Source organism: Caulobacter sp. GW821-FHT09H08 (assembly GCF_059415885.1).
The window spans coordinates 268,686-287,066 of sequence record NZ_JBWKOC010000001.1 but is presented as its reverse complement, the minus strand read 5'-3'; the positions used below and the strand labels follow the sequence as shown (position 1 = coordinate 287,066).

The following is an 18,381-nucleotide window of genomic DNA, read 5'->3' as shown; positions in this document are numbered from 1 at the left end:
GGATGCAAAATTAGATTGCCGTCGGGTCGGCCGCGTTGCAACGTCTTGCAACCTTCGGCGGCCGGTCCCGCGTCCGTCTGAAATCGCCCCCCCTCTGTAGCCAGCGGACCGCGCCTGCCGTGTTGCGTTGTTTCGATTGAATGATGCGCGAGACGGGCTGGCGCCGGCCTGGGGCCCCGTTTCCTTTGGCCCGGCCACACGCGCAGGAGATTTCAGAGCATGCCCCACCCCCGCAAGGTCGTCGTCACCCAGCGCTTCTTTGACGACCGCACCCAGGCCTATCTCCGGGCCAACGGCTGCGAGGTGGAGATCGCGCCCCTGCCGGCGGGCAAGGCCGACGGCGACCTGGACCACGACACGCTGGTCGAGATGCTGGCCGGCGCGGCGGGCTGGATCGTCGGCCACGCGCGGGTGACGCGCGAGTTGCTGGCGGCGCTGCCGGACCTCCAGGTCGTGTCCCGCCGAGGCGTTGGCTACGAGCGCGTGGACCTCGAGGCCGCCCGCGACCTGGGCCGTGTCGTCGCCATCGCGGCGGGTGGCAACGACGCCTCGGTCGCCGACCATGTCATCGGGCTGATGCTCTCCGTCGGCCGGCGGTTCCGCGAGTCCCAGCAGCGGATGCTGGACGGCGACTGGTCGATCCTGATGGGCGGCGACCTCTGCGAGAAGACCGTCGGCGTCGTCGGCCTGGGCCGGATCGGCAGGAGCGTCGCCAAGCGCCTGGCCGGCTTCGACTGCAAGGTGCTGGTCCACACCACCCATCCCGACGACGACTATGCGCGCGCCACGGGCGTCGCGTTCGTGGACCTGCCCGAACTTCTGGCCCGCAGCGACTATGTCACCCTGCACGCGCCCCTGACGCCGGCGACGCGGTTCATGATCGACGCATCCGCCATCGAGACGATGAAACCCGGCGCGATCCTGATCAACACGGCGCGCGGCGGCCTGGTTGAGGACGCCCACCTGCTGGACGCCCTCCGCGCCGGCCAATTGGGCGGCGCGGGCCTCGACGTCTTCGTCAGCGAGAGCGACCCGGCCTACAGGCCCGTATCCCAGGCCCTGCTGGCCCTGCCCAATGTCGTGGGCACGCCGCACGCGGGCGCCTCGTCGCGCGAAGGCCTGGACCGCACCAACATGGTCGCCGCGCGCGCGGTCGTCGCCGTCCTGGATGGCGCCGATCCCGCGCCCGAATGCGTGGTCGCCGACGGCCGCCCTGGTCGCCGAGCGGCCTAGAAGGAACACCGCGATGGAGCTCGATTGGCTCGAAGACTTCCTGGCCCTGGTCGAGCATCAGCATTTCGGGCGCGCGGCCGAGGCCCGCAACGTCTCACAGCCCGCCTTCAGCCGCCGCGTGCGCCTGCTCGAGAACTGGCTGGGCGCGCCGCTGTTCAATCGCGACACCCACCGCGTCGCCCTGACCCCGGCCGGCGAGCAATGGCGGCCGACCGCCGAGGACCTGCTGCGCCGGCTCTATCTGGGCCGCGAGCAGACCCGGGCCATCGCCGAAGGCCACGTCTCGACCGTGCGCTTCGCCTCGACCCACGCCCTGTCGATCACCTTCTTCCCGCAGTGGCTGGAGGAGATCGAGGCCGAACAGCCGCTGAGTTCGGCGGTCAGCCTGACGACCGACAACATGGCCGGCTGCGAACGGATGATGCTGCAGGGCCAGGCCCAGTTCCTGCTCTGCCATCATCACCCGTCGACGCCGGTGTCCTTCAAGCCGAACTACTTCACCTCGATCGACGTGGGGCAGGACACCCTGATCCCGGTCAGCGCGCCGTCGCCCGACGACCCGGCGCAGCCGCGCTTCGCCCTGCCCGGACAGCTCGGCGCGCCCGTGCCCTATCTGGCCTTCACCGAGGTGTCGGGCATGGGACGCATCCTGGCCTCGACCCACGCTCTGGAAGGCCCGTCGATGTGGCTGGCGCCCGGCTTCACCTCGCACGTGGCGACGGTGCTGGCGGCCATGGCCCGCGCGGGCCGAGGGCTGGCCTGGCTGCCGCTCAGCCTGATCGCCGGCGACCTGGAGCGGGGCGTTCTGGTCCGGGCCGGCGACGCCCAGTGGGACGTGCCGATCGACATCCGCCTCTTCCGCCCGAGAGCCCGCCAGAACCCGGTCGCCGAGGCCTTCTGGGCGCGGCTCAAGACGCGCGCGGAACCGACGACGGACCTCGCCTAGGAAGAGACCGGGCGCACCGAGGGTGGCGATGCGCCCGGGTCGATCCGCCCCTTGGCTCCAGGGCCATCCCGCCGATTGCAAGCGGATGGACCATCGGCCGTCGTTCCAAGCCGCCAAGGCCGCTCGACAAGTTGCATCGAGGTTGCCTCGCCGCGACGAGACCCTCGCAGTCTAGCCCACGCCCAGGCCGCTCCGCGCGCCTGTCGGGCGCATGGTTCGATGCGGAACTTCGATCACGCTCAGCCCGCGCCGACGACCGGGATCGCCCCGGTCAGCATGGCCGCGCTCAGCACCACCAGGCAGATCAGCGCCGACCACTTCAGCGCGAAGCGCTGGGCGTCGGCGACATCCACCCCCACCAGGCCGCAGGCCAGGTAGATCGGGGCCAGCAGCGGGCTCATCGAGTGGACCGGCTGGCCGATCAGCGCGGCGCGGGCGATCGCCGCCGGCTCGATCCCGAAATTGGCGCCGGCCTGGGCGATCACTGGCACGACCCCGAAATAGTAGGCGTCGTTCGACATCACGAAGGTCAGGGGCAGGCTGACCACGGCGGTGATCGGCGCCAGGTACGGCCCGATGCTGGGCGGGATGATCGACAGCGCCGCATTGGCCATGGCCGTCGACATGCCGGTCCCGTTGAGGATGCCGGTGAAGGCGCCGGCCGCGAAGATCAGCACCACCACGTTGACGACATTGTCGGCGTGGGCCGCGATCCGCGCCTTCTGTTCCTTCACGCTGGGATAGTTCACCGTCGCGGCGATGGCGAAGCCGGCCATCATCAGCACCGGCAGCGGCGCCAGGCCCAGCACCATGCCCAGGATCAGGCAGACGGTTAGCGCGACATTGAACCAGAAGAGCTTGGGACGGCGCGTCGCGGCCTGTTCGGCATCCTCGGCGGCCAGCACGGCGGGCGGCGTCGCGATGCGCTCGCCGCCGGTCGCCGAGACCCCGAGGCGACGGCGCTCCGCTTGGCCGAACATCCAGGCCATGGCCAGGATGCCCAGCAGGCCCACGGCCGCCGGTAGCAACATCGGCCCTACGACCTTGGCCAGGTCGACATGCACCGCCGTGGCCGCCCGCGCCGCCGGTCCGCCCCACGGCACATAGTTCATCAGCGAATTGGACAGCCCCAGAAGGGTCAGCAGGATCAGCGGGTTCATACCGATCCGCCGATAGACCGGCAGCATGGCCGAGACCACGATCAGCACCGTCGTCGTGCCGTCGCCGTCGATCGAGACGACCATGGCCAGGATCGCGGTCCCGACAGCGATGCGCAGCGGGTCCTCGCCGACGATGGACAGCACCTTCCTAACCAGCGGATCGAACAGCCCCGCATCCATCATGATCGCGAAATAGAGCACCGCGAACGACAGCATCAGCGCGGTCGGCGCCACCTGCCCCACCCCGGTCAGGATCATCTCGCCCAGCCTGGGACCGGCCCCGGCCACCAGACCGAACAGGATCGGGATCAGCAGCAGGGCGGCGATCGCCGACATCCGCTTGGTCATGATCAGGGTCATGAAGGTGATCACCATCGCCAGCCCGAGGACGGCGGGGTGAAGAAGCATGTCGGTCACGAGACGGTCTCCGGGCCGATTGGGTTCGGCGCTGTCGTTGGGATGGAGCGGCGGACGCGGGCTTGCGCAACCGTCGCCCTGGCTGTGTAAGAAGGCTCTGACGAACCGGCCGCGCGCCGGTCCGGGGAGAAGACGAACCGATGGCGACCCAGACCCGAGGCCAGGACGCGGAGCTCGCGCTCCAGACCGATCCGCCTCAGGCCGAGCCGGCGACCAACACGGTGCTGATGAGCCTGCGGGAGCGGATCGTCACCGGCCAGATCCCGCCCGGGACGCGCTTGCGCGCGGAGGGCCTGGCGGCCGAGCTGGACGTCTCGCGCACGCCGATCCGCAGCGCCCTGGCGGTGCTCTCCGCCGAGGGCCTGGTCGAATACGGCACCAACCGGGGCTACACCGTCCGCACCGTCAGCATCGGCGACGTGTTCGACGCCATCGAGGTCCGCGCCGGGCTGGAGGGCCAGTCCGCGCGTCTGTCCGTCGACCTGGGCTGGGAACCGCAGGCGCTGGAGCGTCTGGCCGCCCTCGCCCGCCAGGGTCGCGTTATCGTCGACCGGGGCGAGTGGTCCGAAGCGATCGAGGAGGACTGGTACCGGATCAATCACGGCTTCCACCGGACCATCCATCACGCCTCCCAGAACCGGGTGCTGCGCAACGCCATCCGCATGACCCTGATCTATCCGGTGCTCGGCGATCCGGCCCGTCTGTGCCCCAGCATCGCGGCGGCCACGCCGCTGCGCGCGCGCCAGATCGGCGCGACGCCGCCGGCCTTCATCCTGACCTCGCAGGACGATCACGAGCGGCTGGTCGACGCCATCGCCCGCCAGGACGGCGCGCTGGCCGAACGGGTCATGGCCGCGCATGTCCTGGCTACGAAACGTCGTCTGCATGAGATCGCTGTCCGCCGTTGATCGACGATTATCCGGTCGGCCACGGTTAGCGAGAACCCCGATGGGCGGCAAACGCGCCTGAGGGCTCCACGACGTCGCAGAGGCGTTCGGCGGGTGGCCGCTCGAAGCGCGGACACCGACGCGACACACCTGAAAATCCATACAAGACAAGGTGATAGAGCGTCACGTACGCCGCGACCGTCCTCGCGGCGGCCGCCCGATTCCGCGGCGGGCATCATTTCATGCCAATTCCGCATTAGCCCGCCGCGTCGGCGCTGGCCTACCCCGAAGCGGCCACGCCAAGGGGATCCGGATGAACGACGCGCGCCACTACCGCATTGCGGTCATCCCGGGCGACGGGATCGGCAAGGAGGTCGTTCCCGAGGGCCTGCGCGTGCTCGAGGCCGTCGCGACGCGCTTCGGCTGCCGCTTCAACGTCGACCACTTCGATTTCGCCTCGTGCGACTACTATCTCGCGCACGGCCAGATGATGCCGGACGACTGGAAGGCCCGGATCGGCGGCCACGACGCGATCTTCTTCGGCGCGGTCGGGTGGCCCGAGACCGTGCCTGACCACGTCTCGCTCTGGGGCTCGCTGATCCAGTTCCGCCGCGAGTTCGACCAGTATGTGAACCTGCGGCCGGTCAAGCTGATGCCGGGCGTGCCCAGTCCGCTGGCCAACCGCGCCCCGGGCGACATCGACTTCTATGTCGTGCGCGAAAATACCGAGGGCGAGTACTCGTCGATCGGTGGACGGATCTTCCCCGGCACCGCGCGCGAGGTGGTGATGCAGGAGACCGTGATGACCCGCGTGGGCGTCGACCGGATTCTGAAATACGCCTTCGACCTGGCCGCCCGGCGGGACAAGAAGCACCTGACCTCGGCCACCAAGTCGAACGGCATCTCGATCACCATGCCCTACTGGGACGAGCGGGTCGAAGCCATGGCCCCGGCCTATCCGCAGGTGCGCTGGGACAAGTACCATATCGACATCCTGACCGCGCATTTCGTGCAGCACCCGGACTGGTTCGACGTGGTGGTGGCCTCCAACCTGTTCGGCGACATCCTGTCGGACCTGGGTCCAGCCTGCACCGGCACCATCGGCATCGCCCCGGCCGGCAACATCAATCCCGAGCGGACCTTCCCGTCGCTGTTCGAGCCCGTCCACGGCAGCGCGCCCGACATCGCCGGCCAGGGGATCGCAAATCCGGTCGGCCAAATCTGGTCGGCGGCCCTGATGCTGGACCATCTGGGCGAGCGCGAGGCCGCCGCGGCCGTCGTGCAGGCCATCGAGACCGTCCTGGCCCAACCCGCCCTACGCACCCGCGACCTGGGCGGCCCGCTCGGCACGGTGGCCTGTGGCCAGGCGATCGCCGAAGCGCTCCTTGGCGACCGGGCCGCATCGGCGCGAACGGCTAGCGCCTGACAGCGCGTCCGCAGAACTAAACTGGCCAATACTGGTTTTGCGACATCCGGTCGCTAAAACGCTTCGTCGCCCGCGCGCCGCTGCGCAAGGTGCACGAGTGCGTCTTCGGCGTGCTGGCGATGGAGAGCGAACCGATCGATCCGAGGCTGTAGCTGCGACAGGTCCTGAGAACGTCTTAAGGTGCGTTCTCAGGACCAATCGCGCTGGCACGCGTGAGCTAAAGATCGATCTGCTCCGACATTTCAAGAGCATCGTCGACCTCGATACCCAAGTATCGGACGGTGCTTTCCAGCTTCCGGTGTCCGAGCAGAAGCTGGCAACCGCGCATACTGTCTGGTGCTGACGTGTTCACCTGGGCGACTACGGCTTGGGAACAGCCAATCGTCGTAACGACGCCCGCGGATCTTGAGCCAAGCAGCCAATGCATCTCCCGTCGGCTCTGTGATCTCGAAAGCGACCGGCTTCAAGCTGGCTGGCAGCGCCGGCGACGCTCGATCACAAGGCCTGAATCGACAGCCCCGTAGTCCTGCTCCGACAGGCGTGAGCCGCTGCCACGACCCGACCGTCCCGTGAGGTCTCCAGGATATGGCCCATCTCCGAGGCCAGTCCGTCCGCCAAGCTGCCGATAGCATCACGCATATCGAAATCTCGAACGCGTCCCGAGCCTCTTCTCCCGCCCAACCGCTCGCGAACGTCGATCGCCAGCGCCGCCGCCTTCGCGCAACGGATTTCGATCGCCGATGGAGAGCTTTCCGCAGTCACCGGCGTGGCAAGAAAACGGTCGATGTCGATCAGCGCACCGCGCAAGGCGGACTCGCCGTCACCCAGCGATTGTGGTCCGTAGTCGCCCGCCGCGGACATCGTCACGGCAAGGCCTGCAAGCAACGAAGAAAGCCACCCCACCTCTAGCCCCTCTCGCTAGCTCGGCCGCTTCGGATCCGGCCCGGCAAACGAGCCGGATCCGCGCCAGCGCTATTGCTTGATCACGGTGTAGGTCGTGACCGTCGCGTATTTCCGGTCCTCGCTCCTGACGGCGGCTGTTCGTCCATCCGCCGATGGCTTGAACGTCATGACCGATACGATCTGACCGTCCCGCCAGCTGGTCTCCTCCAGCGCCCCACTCGCGACCTTGCGAACGGTGACCTGGGTTCCAGCCGGATCCCCGACCACGGGGGTCTTTCCGCCGCCGAGCTTGGCCGCGTACGTGTAGCCATTGGGCGTGGACATCTTGACGGCGTCGGCCTCGACCTTGAACGTCAGGGTCAGCGCCGCGTCGGAAATGTTCGCCGCTTTCTCCGCGCGCCATGCGCCCGAGAGCGCATGCGCGCCCGCGGGTCCAGGCTTCACGCGAACCAGGGCGTTGTCGCCGCTGACCGGCTTGCCGTCGGGCGCGGTATGGTCGACCCAGTGCACGGACAAGGACTTGCCGTCGGCCGAAACCTTCACGGTCGATACCGAGGCCAGCTTTCCCTTTAGCTTGTCGGTTTCCTCGATCGTGCGGGCGTCGATCACCTTGATGGAGATCTCGTCCAGATAGGGATAGCCGGAGACCTTCTGCAAAGCGCCATTGGCTTTGACGGTGATGGCCGGCTTACAGGACGAACAGCTGTAGACCCCGTCCTTCAGAAGAAAGACCGACGGCCGTTCGGGAAACTTCGCCGAGGCCACGTCGGCCTTCCAGGTCCCGTCCAGCGCATCGGCCAAGGCCGGCGAGGTAGCGGCAAGGGCCACAAACAGAACAGCGGCTTTCATCATCTCAATCCCTCCTGATGGTGATCGTGCTCGATTGACGTCGGTTACTCGGCGGCGGCCGGAACGGCGGCGCGGGCGGGTTGGGCCAGGGGGCGCCTTTGCCCATAGGTGATCCAGCGCAGGAGCCATTCCGCCGGGCCCATCTCGAACCGCCCGAGCCACAGCACCGCGAAGGCGATCTGGACGGCCCAGATCAGCGCCGCGATCCCCATGAGCTGGGCAAAGCCGAAGCGGTCGTAGAAGCCAAGGCCATAGAACAGGACCGAGGTGATGACCGATTGGCCGATATAGGTGGTCAGCGCCATGCGCCCGACAGCAGCCAGCCCGCCTTGCAAAACGCCCAGCCAGCCCTGCTTCAGCAGCGACATCGTCAGGCCTAGAACGCCCAGCGTCATGGCCAGACGACCCGGCTCGTAGAGGAAGGCGTTCGCAACGGTCACTTCCGCGCTGGGTTGGAATCCGGCCCGCCAGCGCAGCGCCTCGATACTTCCCCGCAACAGCAGGCCAAGCGCCAATCCACCGACGGCAAGCGCGCCGTAGAAGCCGGCCGACCGCTCTCCGCCAAGGACGCCGTTGCGCAACAGCACCATCCCAACCAGCATGAAGCCTAGGGATTCCAGCACCGTCAGCGAGGCCTCGAACCCGTCGAGGTTCCAGGTCTGCCACTTCTCCAGGCTCCAGGTCACGATCGACGGGAAAGCGGTTCGCTCGGCCCGCTCCTTGGCCCGCTCTTGGGGAGAGGTGATCTTCTTGATGATCTCGTCGCGCTTTTCGAGCGCCTTCTTCTGCTCGTCGGTCGGGGTCTTGCCGGCGGCCTTGGCCACGACGGCGGCCTCGGCGAGCCGATAACCTTCGGCTCTCTCCAGGGCCTTGCCCCCCATGGCCGTCGTCATGACGAGAAGCGCCACCGCCGCCGCGAGGGCCAGCACGCGCGTGTCGGCCTTGCGGAAGAGCACCAGGAAGAGCCCCGTCACGCCGTAGTTGAACAGGATTTCCCCGGGCCAGAGGAAGATCGCGAAATTGGCCAATCCCAGCGCCATCAGCGCGAAGCAGCGCGTGAAGTAGGCCTGCCCCGCCGCGCGCTCGCGCCCCGGGTCCGACTGGGTCAGCATGACCAGCATTCCCGCACCGAAGAGCAAGGTGAAGAGGCCGCGCATCGTCCCGGCGACCGCCACGTTCTGGATGGAGAAGGCGATCCAGTCGAGGCTGGCCGTCGCGGGCAAGGGCGGCCTGGTCCAGTCCCAGCGCAGGCCCATGGCCGGGATATTCATCAGCAGAATGCCCAACGCGGCCACACCGCGCAGGACGTCGAGCGATCGTATCCGCGCCGAGCTACCGACCGGCCCAAGCTTAATACCGTCCATCCTCATGATCCCCCGTGCTGATCCATGGCCTTTTCGATGAGCGCGCCGCGCCAATCGGCAGCCTTATTCGCCAACGAGTCCTTGGCGGCCATCCCGCACGCCAGGCCCAACAGGAAAGCCAGCGGAGCCCCCATCGCCAGGCCGCTCAGCCACCAGATCGCCGATGACGCAGAGAGGGCGCGTCGCATCGTTGTCCCATCAGTTTGCGGCCGAGCGGCCTGGCCACGGGGTTCCGCATCCCGCTCCAGAAGCATGCTGAAACGCCCGGCCGCCGGTACAGCCCCGGTTGCGGTTGCTTTGCTGATGAAACGCTGATCTTCTTCGGATGAGGGGATCGGGGGCGATGACCGACAATCAGAAAGCTAGCAACAGCAAGCCTTTGCGGCGTGCGGTGACGACTCGCGCCTCGGCTTTCGGATGTTCGCCTTGATGCAACCCAGACCTGCGACGCCCAGCATGGATCGTATTGTCCTGGCCCATCTTCGCGCCTTTCGCCTGGGCGCGGTGCTCGTCGAGCCGCCCCTGCGGCGCCTGACGCATGACGACGGCCGCCGGGAAGTTCTTGAGCCGCGCATCATGCAGGTCCTGGCGGCGTTGGCCGCCGCCGAGGGCGCGATCCTTTCGAGGGAGGACTTGATCGAGGCCTGCTGGGAAGGCCGGTTCGTCAGCAAGGACTCGCTCAACCGGGTCATCTCCCGGCTGCGGGCCTACGCGGCGGGGATCGGCGCGGGCAGCTTCGAGGTCATCACGCTGAACAAGACCGGCTATCAACTGGTGGCCCGGAAAACGCCCGACGTCGACGCGCTGGCGCGCCCGACGGAGCGTCCCCGCCTGGATCGCCGGTGGCTGATCGGTGGCGGCGCGGCCGCGCTCGGCGCGACTACGATCGGCGGCCTTTTCGCCCGGCGCAACACCCGCCGCTCGAAGGGACCTTTGACGCTGGCGGTGCTTCCCTTCGCCGACGAAGGGTCTGGCGGCCAAACCCTGGGCAAGGCTCTTGCCCGAGAGCTGCGGCAGAGTCTGTCCCGTGTGGCGGGCTTGAGGACAATCTCCGACGCCTCGAGCTTCAACGTCGCCGAGCAACGTCTGTCACCGCGAGACGCCGCACGAAGACTGGGGGCCGACCTGCTGGTCATCGGATCCCTGGGTCGTCGTGGAGCCGGCGTCCAGGCCGAAATGCAGCTCCTCGACGGCCCGACCCAGGCGGAGCTTTGGTCCCATGAAGCGTCTGGCGCGGCTGACGATTTGATCGGCGTCGGCGACAGCCTCGCCAGCGGCCTGCTGGAGGAGATCGTCGCCCGCGTCGCGACCAAGGGCTTCTCACCGACCCTCCCGCCTCGGCGACGATCCGACCCGCGCGCCTATCCGCATGTGATCCGCGCCGAGGCCGCCTTCCTGCGGACCCGCTCCCTCCTCCTGCTCCCCGACAAGCCCGGCGCCGAGGCGGCGGCTGACGAGGCCTATGAAGAGGCCATGGCCGCGCTGGCCATCGACCCGAACGAGACGCGGGCCTTGCTGACGCTCTGGGGACTGGCGCGCAACGGCTGGTCCAAGCGCCTGATGGCGACGCTGCCGCCCGGCCAGGATCTCAATCTCGGCGCGATGGTCTATGTGCGACGCGCCTTGCTGGCCGATCCCAATGATCCGGCCGCCCTCGCCGCGCTGGGCGACCAGCATCGCCGTGACTGGAACTGGACCCAATCGGAAGCCCTGCTCAAACGCGCCGTCGCCGCCGATCCAGGATTGGTCGAAGCGCGATGGGCCTATGGCACCCTGCTGGGCACGCTCAATCGCCCGGCCGAAGGCCTGGCCCAGGCTCGCGAACTCGTCTTGCTCGACCCCGAGAACATCTCGCGCCGGGGCTATCTCCTGGCGCGCCTGGAGTATGCCGCGGGCGAGCGGACGCAGGCCTTGAGCGACTATCGAGCCTCGCTCGAGCGGTCAAAGGCCAATCTGTTCGATATTCGCGAGCTCTACATGACCTTCCTGACCGAAGGAAACGCCGCGGGCCTCGATGAGCTGACCGGGCGGACGCAGAGTCTGCTGCCTCGGGACAAACCCATGTCCTCGGAGACCGGCAAGCTGCTGGAGCGCCTTCGGGTGGCGGCGGCCGCCTTGCGCGGACGGCCCGCCGAACTGCTGGCGATGGTGGACGCCGACGTCGCCGACGTCATCGAGCTGACCGCGACGAAGGGCGGCCGGCGCGGCGGCGACATCCTGTTCCTGGCGGCGCTCGAATATGCCTGGGCCGGCGCCGCCGAGCGCGCGCTCGATACGCTTGATCGCGCCGTCAACGCCGGGTCGCTGAACTGGATCGTCTCCCTGCCCTACGGCCGCAACCCCTTCCCCAAGGCGGTGCGGGAGCATCATCGCTTCGCCATGATCTGGGAGCGCGACCCGCGCCTGGCCGAACTGCTCCGCCTGAGAAGGGTCGGCGCGGCGACGTGATCGTCAGAAGGCTCGCCTCAGGGTCAGGTACCAATACCGACCGTACGGATTGTAGAGCGCGCCCAGATAGCCGGTCGAGGAAAGCGGCGGGTCGCGATCAAGGAGATTGCGCGCGCCCAAGCGTAGGTGCGTTCGCCCTCCGCCCGGCCGGTAGTCGACATAGGCGCCCGCCACCCACTGGCTCTTGACGGTGTAAGGCGTCCCGTCGCTGGCCAGAAGCGCCGTGTCGAGCACCGAGCCGGTGTAGGCGGCCGAAACGCCGACCCGATAGTCGCCACGCGACCAGGTCAGCTGCCCGCTGGCCTTCCATCTGGGCTTGCCGTTCTTGCGCAGCAGGTCGCCAGGATCGCTCAGCGGCGTGGCGGCGTTGATCGCTCCGGCCGCCCGGGCCGCGAAGAGCGCTTTCACAGGCTCCGACAAGGCCTGGGAAAACTGGTCCATGTAGACGGCGTCCACATCCAGGCTGAGCGCCCCCCAGGCCCGGTCGCGCAAGCGCCAGGACAGGGAGAAATCGACGCCACTGACCGTCTGGGCCTGCAGCATGCGGAACTGATCCTTGATCTCCTGGATCGCGCCGACCGGCGCCAGGCCTGTTCCGGTGAACAACGCCACATCATCGCTGGTCGGCGCGGCGCGCGCGACGGCGGCGTTGGCTCCCCCGCCCACCCGCGCCAGATAGTCGGCGATGGCCAGATTGGTCGACCCCAGGAGGCCGACCACGCTTGTCTGGTCGATCCGCCAGCGGTCCGCGCTCAACGTCAGCTCACCTAGACGCGCGGGCAGGAAGGCAGGCGAGAAGACGACGCCCAAGGTTCGGCTCTGGCTATGCTCGGCCTTAAGGTCGGGATTGCCCGAGGTCGTGAAGCGGACGTTCACCGACCGCGTACAGGCCGAGAAGGTCTTGATCCGACCGGCGCGGAGATCGGCCTCGCAGAGGTAATAGTCGACGATGGCGTTCGAGCGCGAATAGCTGAAGGGATTGGTGGTCTCAAGGTTCGGCGCCCGGAAGCCTTTCTGCCAGGCGCCGCGCAGGCGCAGGCTGGCGACGGGCTCCCAAGACAGGGCGATCTTGGGCGTGAGCACGCCGCCGAAGTCGCTGTAGCGCTCGGCCCGGCCGGCCAGATGCAGGTCGATCCGTCGCGCGAAGGGGATTTCGAAGTCTGGCGAAATCAAGGGCGCGGCCAGCTCCGCATAGGCCGAGACGACCTCGCGAGCGCCGCGGGTGCTGGGGGTGTCGTTCGTGCCGGTGACGCCGCTGGCGCTCACCAGGCCCGTCACCGGGTCCGTGAACGGCGTGCTTCCGTCCAGGCGCGGATCGCGGCGGTCGCTCTGGGTTTCCCGTCGCGCCTCGAGGCCAGCGGCGAAGCCGACGCCTCCCCCTGGCAAGCTCAGCAGATCGGGGGTCGACAGCTTGAAGTCGGCCAGCGCCAGGCTGCTGGCGGACCGGCGCTTGATCCGGACCCGGATCGCATCGAGGGCGGGCTGGCTACTGGTCGTGCAGTCGCGCCCCTGGGGTCCGGACAGACACCCACCGTTGAAGGGATTGTAGGCGTCCGGCGTCGAGAGACCGAGTTTGGTCGCGAGCTTGGCGCTGTCGATGCCGTCTGACCGATCCAGCGCGTCGGCGCGCGAATAGAGCAAGGCCGTATCCCAGGCGAACCTCGCCCGCCCACCCTTGAGGCCGACCAGAACGCGGGCCTGGCTGTTGTCGACCTTGACGATGTTCGGACCCAGGTCGTTGAAGCGATAACCGCTGATGGTCACGCTCGCGCCCCCGGCCGGAACGTTGGTGAGGCCCAGCAGCCGATTGGGATTGGTCCGTCCGTCGGCGAACACGACCGGGCCGAAGGGATTGTAGTAGTTGCCGGCCGGCACGCCGATCGCCACCAGACTTGAACCCTGTAGGGTCAGCGCGCGGGAGGCGGCGGCGTAGACGCCCAATTCGCCATAGGCCTCCATGCCCTCGGCGACCTCGTAGCCCCCGGTCAGGAAGAGGTTCAGCCGGCGGACGGCCGGCGAGGCCGTCGTCTGGTCAAGCGCGGGTCCGTCGTAGCGCAGCAGGTTGGCGGCGCTGCTCGCGGTCAAGGAGCCCGCCCCCAGACACAGCCCAGACCCCAGGCTGGCCGCGCAGCCCGCCAAGGCGTCTGGCTGGATGTGGGCGACGCCGGCCGTGGTGGTGATCGCCACGCCATTCTGTCGGGCCGCGCCCGTGACGCCCAGCACGCCGAGGGTCGTGAACGAGCTCAGCGCTCCGCGCGTATCCGGCGCGCTGCTCACGGCATAGGCCGCGTTGCCGGAGAACAGCGGGCGCAGGTCGAGCGTTCGCGTATAGGGTTCGTCGCTGGGGCGCTGCGCGGTCCGATCGGTGACGTCGAGCGCCAATACGGCGTGACCGCGACCATCGGCGGTCTCGCCGCCAGCCAAGACGTCCGCGCCGGTCTCTCGCCGATGGGTTCCTTCGGCCCAGCCATAGCGGAGGTTCATCGAGACCCCGGCTTGACGGGACGGCATGACGGCGTTGACCACGCCGGCGACGGCGTCGGCGCCATAGATGGCCGAGGCGCCGTCAGCCAACACCTCCAGGCTGGAAAGCCCCGTGGCCGGCAGCGCATTGGCGTTGTAGCCGAGCAGAGGAACCGTACCCGACGACTGGCTGGTGGGATGGGTCACCGAGCGCCGACCATTGATCAGCACCAGGGTGTAGCCGACACCCAGGCTGCGCAGATTGATCGAATTGATGTCGCCGCGCGCGGAATTGCTGGTCTGGACGTTGTTGTTGGCATGGATGAAGACATCGCCCATCTGCGGCAGGGCGCGCAGGAGATCATCACCCGACACCGCGCCGATGGCTTCGATACGGTCAGCGGTGATGACCCTGGTGGTCGAGGTCGCCGCGACGGCCGCGCTCCGAAGGCGGCTGCCCACGATCACCACTTCGTCGATCGCGGCCAGCCCCTGAGCCTGACTGCTCGGAGCCTGACCAGTCTGAGCCTGCGCCGCGCCCGCCCAGGTCAAGCCAAGCGCCACCCCCGTCGCCCATCGCATGCCGCCGGTCGCCCCCGCCCCGGTTCAATCTCCACGCAAGCTTAAGCGTCAGATCACCTCTGGTCGAGCCTGACGCCGCGCGCGTGGAGCGCCTCTATTCGGCCCCGTTGCATACCCGTCAGGTCGCCGCAGCTTACGGACGACCTTTGTCGTTGGCGCGCACCTGGGCGATCACCGTCCTGATCGCATCGATCACCGCCTCGGGCCTTTCGCGATGGATGTAGTGGGCCGCGTCCGGCGCCGGACGATTGACGCCGTGGGTCGAGAGCGCGGCGATTTCGTCATGACCCTTGCGGAAGGCCTGCGTGAAGCGTGCGTAGTCATCGAGGACTTCCGACGGGGCGCCGGGAACGTCCTGGACCTTGAGGGCCGTCAGGACGACAAGCGGCATGGCCCCGTAGTCGCGGCGGCGATTGACCGCGAGTTGGCCATCGCGGTCGAAATTCTCGACCAGCGAGACCATCGTGTCGAACACGGCCGGATCGGTCTGGGAGCGCGTCATGGCCTGACCGAGTTCTGGCGGATAGCGCGACGGCTGGGATAGGCATTCGTCGGGATCGGGCTTGCCAATCGCCACCTTGCCGCTGCGCAGGTCGGCGGCGCAGCGGCGCAGCGCTGCAACGTACTTGCCGTAGTAATCGTCGAAGAAGGTCCGGAGTCTGGGCGTCATCCTGGACATGATGGCCATTTGATCGGGAATGCTGGGGTCCACCAGCACCATGCCCTTTACCTCCCCAGGATGCCGATCAGCAAAGAGCAGGGTCTCATAACCGCCAAGCGAATGGCCGACCATGACATAGGGCCCAGCGATCCCGCCTCGCTGAAGCGCCGCCTCAAGATCCGCTGTCGTATTGTCGACGGTCTGCGGCTTGGAACTCGGCGAGCTGAAACCAAAACCCGGCCGATCCCAGGCGCAGACGCGGGTGGTCTTGGCGATCGTCGGCTGGACCATGCTCCAGGTTTCAGCCCAGTCACCCAGTCCCGACGTCATGACGACCGTTGGCGATCCCTGCCCCATGCAGACCATGTGAATGGAGCGCCCGTCGGCGAGTCTTACCGAATGCTCCAGGCTGCCGTAGGCGGCCAGAGCCGGATCAGGCCCGCCCCGGCCCTCCGCCGCCATCGCCGCGCCCCAGGGGGCCAGGAGCGCCATGAATGCAACGGCGCGCAGGAGTTGTCTGGTCACGATGGTCGCCCCCGAATGTAGCTTGGGCGGAAAACTACGGGCGGGCGCCGCCATTGTAAGTGCGGCAGACGGGTCCGCAGCCGATCATCAGCATTTCATCAGCAATCCGCGCGAATTCGGCGCAAGGCGACACACGCGGCGTCGCCGGCTATCGCGCGACGATCGCGCTGGTCCTACAATGGGGTCTGGCTAGCGCTTCTCCGCCAGCAGACGCGCCACCCGCGCGCGATCCTCGGGCGAGAGCGGCAGGGATCGGGCCGTGCGCCAGTGCGAGGTGGCTTCCTCGATCTTGCCGAGAGCCGCCAGGGCCTGCCCCCATTGCAGATGCAGCCGCCCCCAGCTCGGCGCCAGACGAGCCGCGGCCTTGTACCTCACGATCGCCGCCTTGGGGTTTCCTTCGGCCAGCAGTGCGTCGCCCCAATAGGCCAGGGGATCGGCGAAGCGCGGCCCCCGTTTTGCGGCCTCGGCGAACATCGCTATGGCGCCTGCGCGGTCCCCCCGCGCCAACCTCGCCACGCCAAGTTCACTGAAGGCGTGCGGTATCGAGGGGGCCTGACGGATGGCCTCGCCAAACCAACGCTCCGCCGCGGCCGGATCTCCCGCGAGGGCGGCGACCTCACCGCGCGCCCGAACGCAGGCGTAGCAGTCGGTGGGCGTCCTTTCGACCAGTGCTTGCGCGGCGGGAATGTCGCCCATGCGCGCCAGCACCCGCGCCGCCTCCGGCCAGTCGAAAACCGGCCCGCCAACTTCCGCGCCGGGTTGGGGCCTGGCGAGGTCGCGAAAATCGCCGGTCTCCAGGGCAAGGCGACGAGCGAAGATCGCGCTGGCTTGAGGGTCCTTGGCCAAGATCGCGCTGCGCCCCGCCAGGGCCCGCGCCTGGACGACCTCGTGCGCGGCCAGCCGATGCCGAAGCTCATCAAGGGCCGCCTCGGCGGAATTGCCATTCCACTCCGGCAAGTTCTTTTCGATCGCGTAGAAGTCGGCGGCGGCTCGATTATCTCCCAGCGTTCCGGCGACTTCGCCCAGAGCCCCGTACTTCACGTGATCGCGCGATACCTGGGTCAGGCGTTCGTCCTTCGCACCGATCTTCAAGATATGCCGACGCGTTTTGAGCAACGCCTCGTCGTGGCCGAGAACCCGATGGATATCGGCGAGATTCCAGTAGCTCTTGACGAAGTCGGGGTACTTTTCCAGCGCCTCTTCGACCGCCACTCGGGCGCCTTGAACTTCCCCATCGATCAGGCGGAGGTTGGCCAGGCCGGTCAAGGCGAAGGGGCGATCCTCCACGGGGCCTGTCTGGCCCAGCTCCTCCAGCAGGACCTTGGCTTCTACCCTTTTTCCTTGCCCCCTCAACCACATGGCGTAGCGATACGGTTGAGTCCGGCGATAGATGTCCTCGGCAGCGCTGGAAATGAGCTTGTCGAACTCGGCCTCGGGTCCGCTGAACGGCTCGGCCGAGGCGTCGCCGACCCGCGCCGTGACGGTTAGTCCCCCCGGCGTTCTGAACACCTCGCCGGAGATATGGGTCTCGCGGCCCAACCAGTCCCGCAGCAGACGTTGAACTTCATCCAGCGAGACGCCGGTGTTGGGAATGGCGACCTTGATCCCGTCGCCCCAGTTGTTCTGGAAGCTGGACGCCGCCCGCGCCGTGTCGGTTTTCGCCTGCATGGCCGACAGCCGATCCAGCACCTGGTTGGCCACCGCGATGCCGTCCAGGCCCCGCGCGGCGAAATCCTGCGGCGTGCGGAACGGCTCGACGATCAAGGTTCTGGCCTGGCTGGCGTCCCAGGCCAGCCAGGCCAGGACGCCGGCGGCCACGACGCCTACGGCCCCCGTCAGAATCTTCAGGCCGAAGCTGGCCGTCTCGCTGGCGACCTGCCACCTCAAAAGCCGTTCGTGTTGAAGCAAAACCCGACGCGCGGGGCTGTCGGGCCGGCTGTCGAGACGCTCGGCCTCCATGGCGATCTCGATGGCGTCAGTCGTCGTCGGCGGTGCTTCAGACCTTCGCGCGTTTCGACGCGGCCGCGCCGCCGTACCGTCCGCCATGTTCGCGCCCCTCGCGTTCCCGAGCAAAGCCGGCTTCGGCGATGCCCGCCCCAGACGTCGAGGATGAGACGCTGCGATTTGCGACATGACCCATCTCCAGGACATGGCGGATCACGTCAACGCAGGTGTTGCCGATCGGGCCGTAGTTGCCGCCCCCAGTGTCAGTCTTGGCGACCTCGGCCGTCGAGTACGAGAGGATGTTGTAGAAGTCAGCCTCGCTGATCGTTTGAGCAGGACTGGAAACGCCCCCCTGGCGGCCGTCGGACGGCATCAGACCCGTGACCGCGGTGAGGTGGCCGTCAGCATTGCCAACCTCGAAATTGCCGCCGAAGCTGTAGCTCTGGGTCCCGTCGCTGATGGTGTAGGAGGCGTGGCCGGTAGGGCTCGTGCCCGCGCTTCCAGGTGCAAAGTAGGTTACGGTAAGCGTGTAGTTAGGCATGAATCACTCGTAAGACTTGCGAAGATTCCCGC

At 67.9% G+C, this 18,381-nt stretch carries 14 protein-coding genes and 1 pseudogene; 6 read left to right on the top strand and 9 right to left on the bottom strand.

The features are described from left to right. Window positions 1-219 precede the first annotated feature (219 nt). Together AC07NN_RS01495 and AC07NN_RS01490 are read left to right on the top strand one after the other, a co-directional pair. Window positions 220-1,233, top strand: coding sequence for a phosphoglycerate dehydrogenase (locus tag AC07NN_RS01495; protein WP_494637377.1), 1,014 nt, complete (start codon window positions 220-222; stop codon window positions 1,231-1,233). 13 nt (window positions 1,234-1,246) lie between these two features. Then, a complete protein-coding gene (locus tag AC07NN_RS01490; protein ID WP_494637376.1) occupies window positions 1,247-2,179 on the top strand; it encodes a LysR family transcriptional regulator in 933 nt (310 codons plus the stop codon). 239 nt (window positions 2,180-2,418) lie between these two features. Here the strand turns inward: AC07NN_RS01490 and AC07NN_RS01485 are convergent, their stop codons facing one another. Continuing rightward, window positions 2,419-3,747: a CitMHS family transporter gene (locus tag AC07NN_RS01485; RefSeq protein WP_494638165.1), complete on the bottom strand. Its 1,329-nt coding sequence runs from the start codon at window positions 3,745-3,747 to the stop codon at window positions 2,419-2,421. Window positions 3,748-3,896: 149 nt separating this feature from the next. On the opposite strand from AC07NN_RS01485, the gene AC07NN_RS01480 reads away from it, so the two are divergent. The 3 genes from AC07NN_RS01480 to AC07NN_RS01470 all read left to right on the top strand — a co-directional run bounded on the left by AC07NN_RS01480 (window position 3,897) and on the right by AC07NN_RS01470 (window position 6,221). Beyond that, complete coding sequence (locus AC07NN_RS01480) at window positions 3,897-4,664, top strand: GntR family transcriptional regulator (RefSeq protein ID WP_494637375.1); 768 nt, start codon at window positions 3,897-3,899, stop codon at window positions 4,662-4,664. A gap of 292 nt (window positions 4,665-4,956) precedes the next feature. Then, complete coding sequence (locus tag AC07NN_RS01475; RefSeq protein WP_494637374.1) at window positions 4,957-6,069, top strand: tartrate dehydrogenase; 1,113 nt, start codon at window positions 4,957-4,959, stop codon at window positions 6,067-6,069. Window positions 6,070-6,113: 44 nt separating this feature from the next. Then, window positions 6,114-6,221, top strand: coding sequence for a hypothetical protein (locus AC07NN_RS01470; protein ID WP_494638163.1), 108 nt, complete (start codon window positions 6,114-6,116; stop codon window positions 6,219-6,221). Window positions 6,222-6,286: 65 nt separating this feature from the next. Here AC07NN_RS01470 and AC07NN_RS01465 read toward each other — a convergent pair. The 4 genes and pseudogenes from AC07NN_RS01465 to AC07NN_RS01450 form a co-directional block, all read right to left on the bottom strand. Continuing rightward, a pseudogene (locus AC07NN_RS01465) lies at window positions 6,287-6,605 on the bottom strand (site-specific integrase); the annotation flags it as partial. After that, window positions 6,565-6,936 (bottom strand): hypothetical protein, encoded by a 372-nt coding sequence (locus AC07NN_RS01460; protein ID WP_494638205.1) that lies wholly within the window; start codon window positions 6,934-6,936, stop codon window positions 6,565-6,567. The pseudogene AC07NN_RS01465 and the gene AC07NN_RS01460, both read right to left, overlap by 41 nt. A 105-nt stretch (window positions 6,937-7,041) precedes the next feature. Further along, on the bottom strand, window positions 7,042-7,824 hold the full coding sequence (locus AC07NN_RS01455) for a hypothetical protein (RefSeq protein ID WP_494637373.1): 783 nt from the start codon (window positions 7,822-7,824) through the stop codon (window positions 7,042-7,044). Window positions 7,825-7,865: 41 nt separating this feature from the next. Further along, on the bottom strand, window positions 7,866-9,185 hold the full coding sequence (locus AC07NN_RS01450; protein WP_494637372.1) for a DUF418 domain-containing protein: 1,320 nt from the start codon (window positions 9,183-9,185) through the stop codon (window positions 7,866-7,868). Window positions 9,186-9,641: 456 nt separating this feature from the next. Between AC07NN_RS01450 and AC07NN_RS01445 the strand changes: the two genes are divergently transcribed. Then, entirely contained in the window at window positions 9,642-11,633 is a 1,992-nt protein-coding gene (locus tag AC07NN_RS01445) for a winged helix-turn-helix domain-containing protein (protein ID WP_494637371.1), read from the top strand. 3 nt (window positions 11,634-11,636) lie between these two features. Here AC07NN_RS01445 and AC07NN_RS01440 read toward each other — a convergent pair whose 3' ends face one another. From AC07NN_RS01440 to AC07NN_RS01425, 4 genes are all read right to left on the bottom strand, one after another. After that, the gene (locus AC07NN_RS01440; RefSeq protein WP_494637370.1) at window positions 11,637-14,660 is read right to left on the bottom strand and encodes a TonB-dependent receptor domain-containing protein; all 3,024 of its coding nucleotides are present in this window, start codon (window positions 14,658-14,660) and stop codon (window positions 11,637-11,639) included. Window positions 14,661-14,811: 151 nt separating this feature from the next. Further along, entirely contained in the window at window positions 14,812-15,864 is a 1,053-nt protein-coding gene (locus AC07NN_RS01435) for an alpha/beta fold hydrolase (RefSeq protein ID WP_494637369.1), read from the bottom strand. 189 nt (window positions 15,865-16,053) lie between these two features. Continuing rightward, on the bottom strand, window positions 16,054-17,910 hold the full coding sequence (locus AC07NN_RS01430; RefSeq protein ID WP_494637368.1) for a tetratricopeptide repeat protein: 1,857 nt from the start codon (window positions 17,908-17,910) through the stop codon (window positions 16,054-16,056). Next, window positions 17,861-18,349, bottom strand: coding sequence for a hypothetical protein (locus tag AC07NN_RS01425; RefSeq protein WP_494637367.1), 489 nt, complete (start codon window positions 18,347-18,349; stop codon window positions 17,861-17,863). Before AC07NN_RS01425 ends, AC07NN_RS01430 begins: the two co-directional genes overlap by 50 nt. Window positions 18,350-18,381 lie beyond the last annotated feature (32 nt).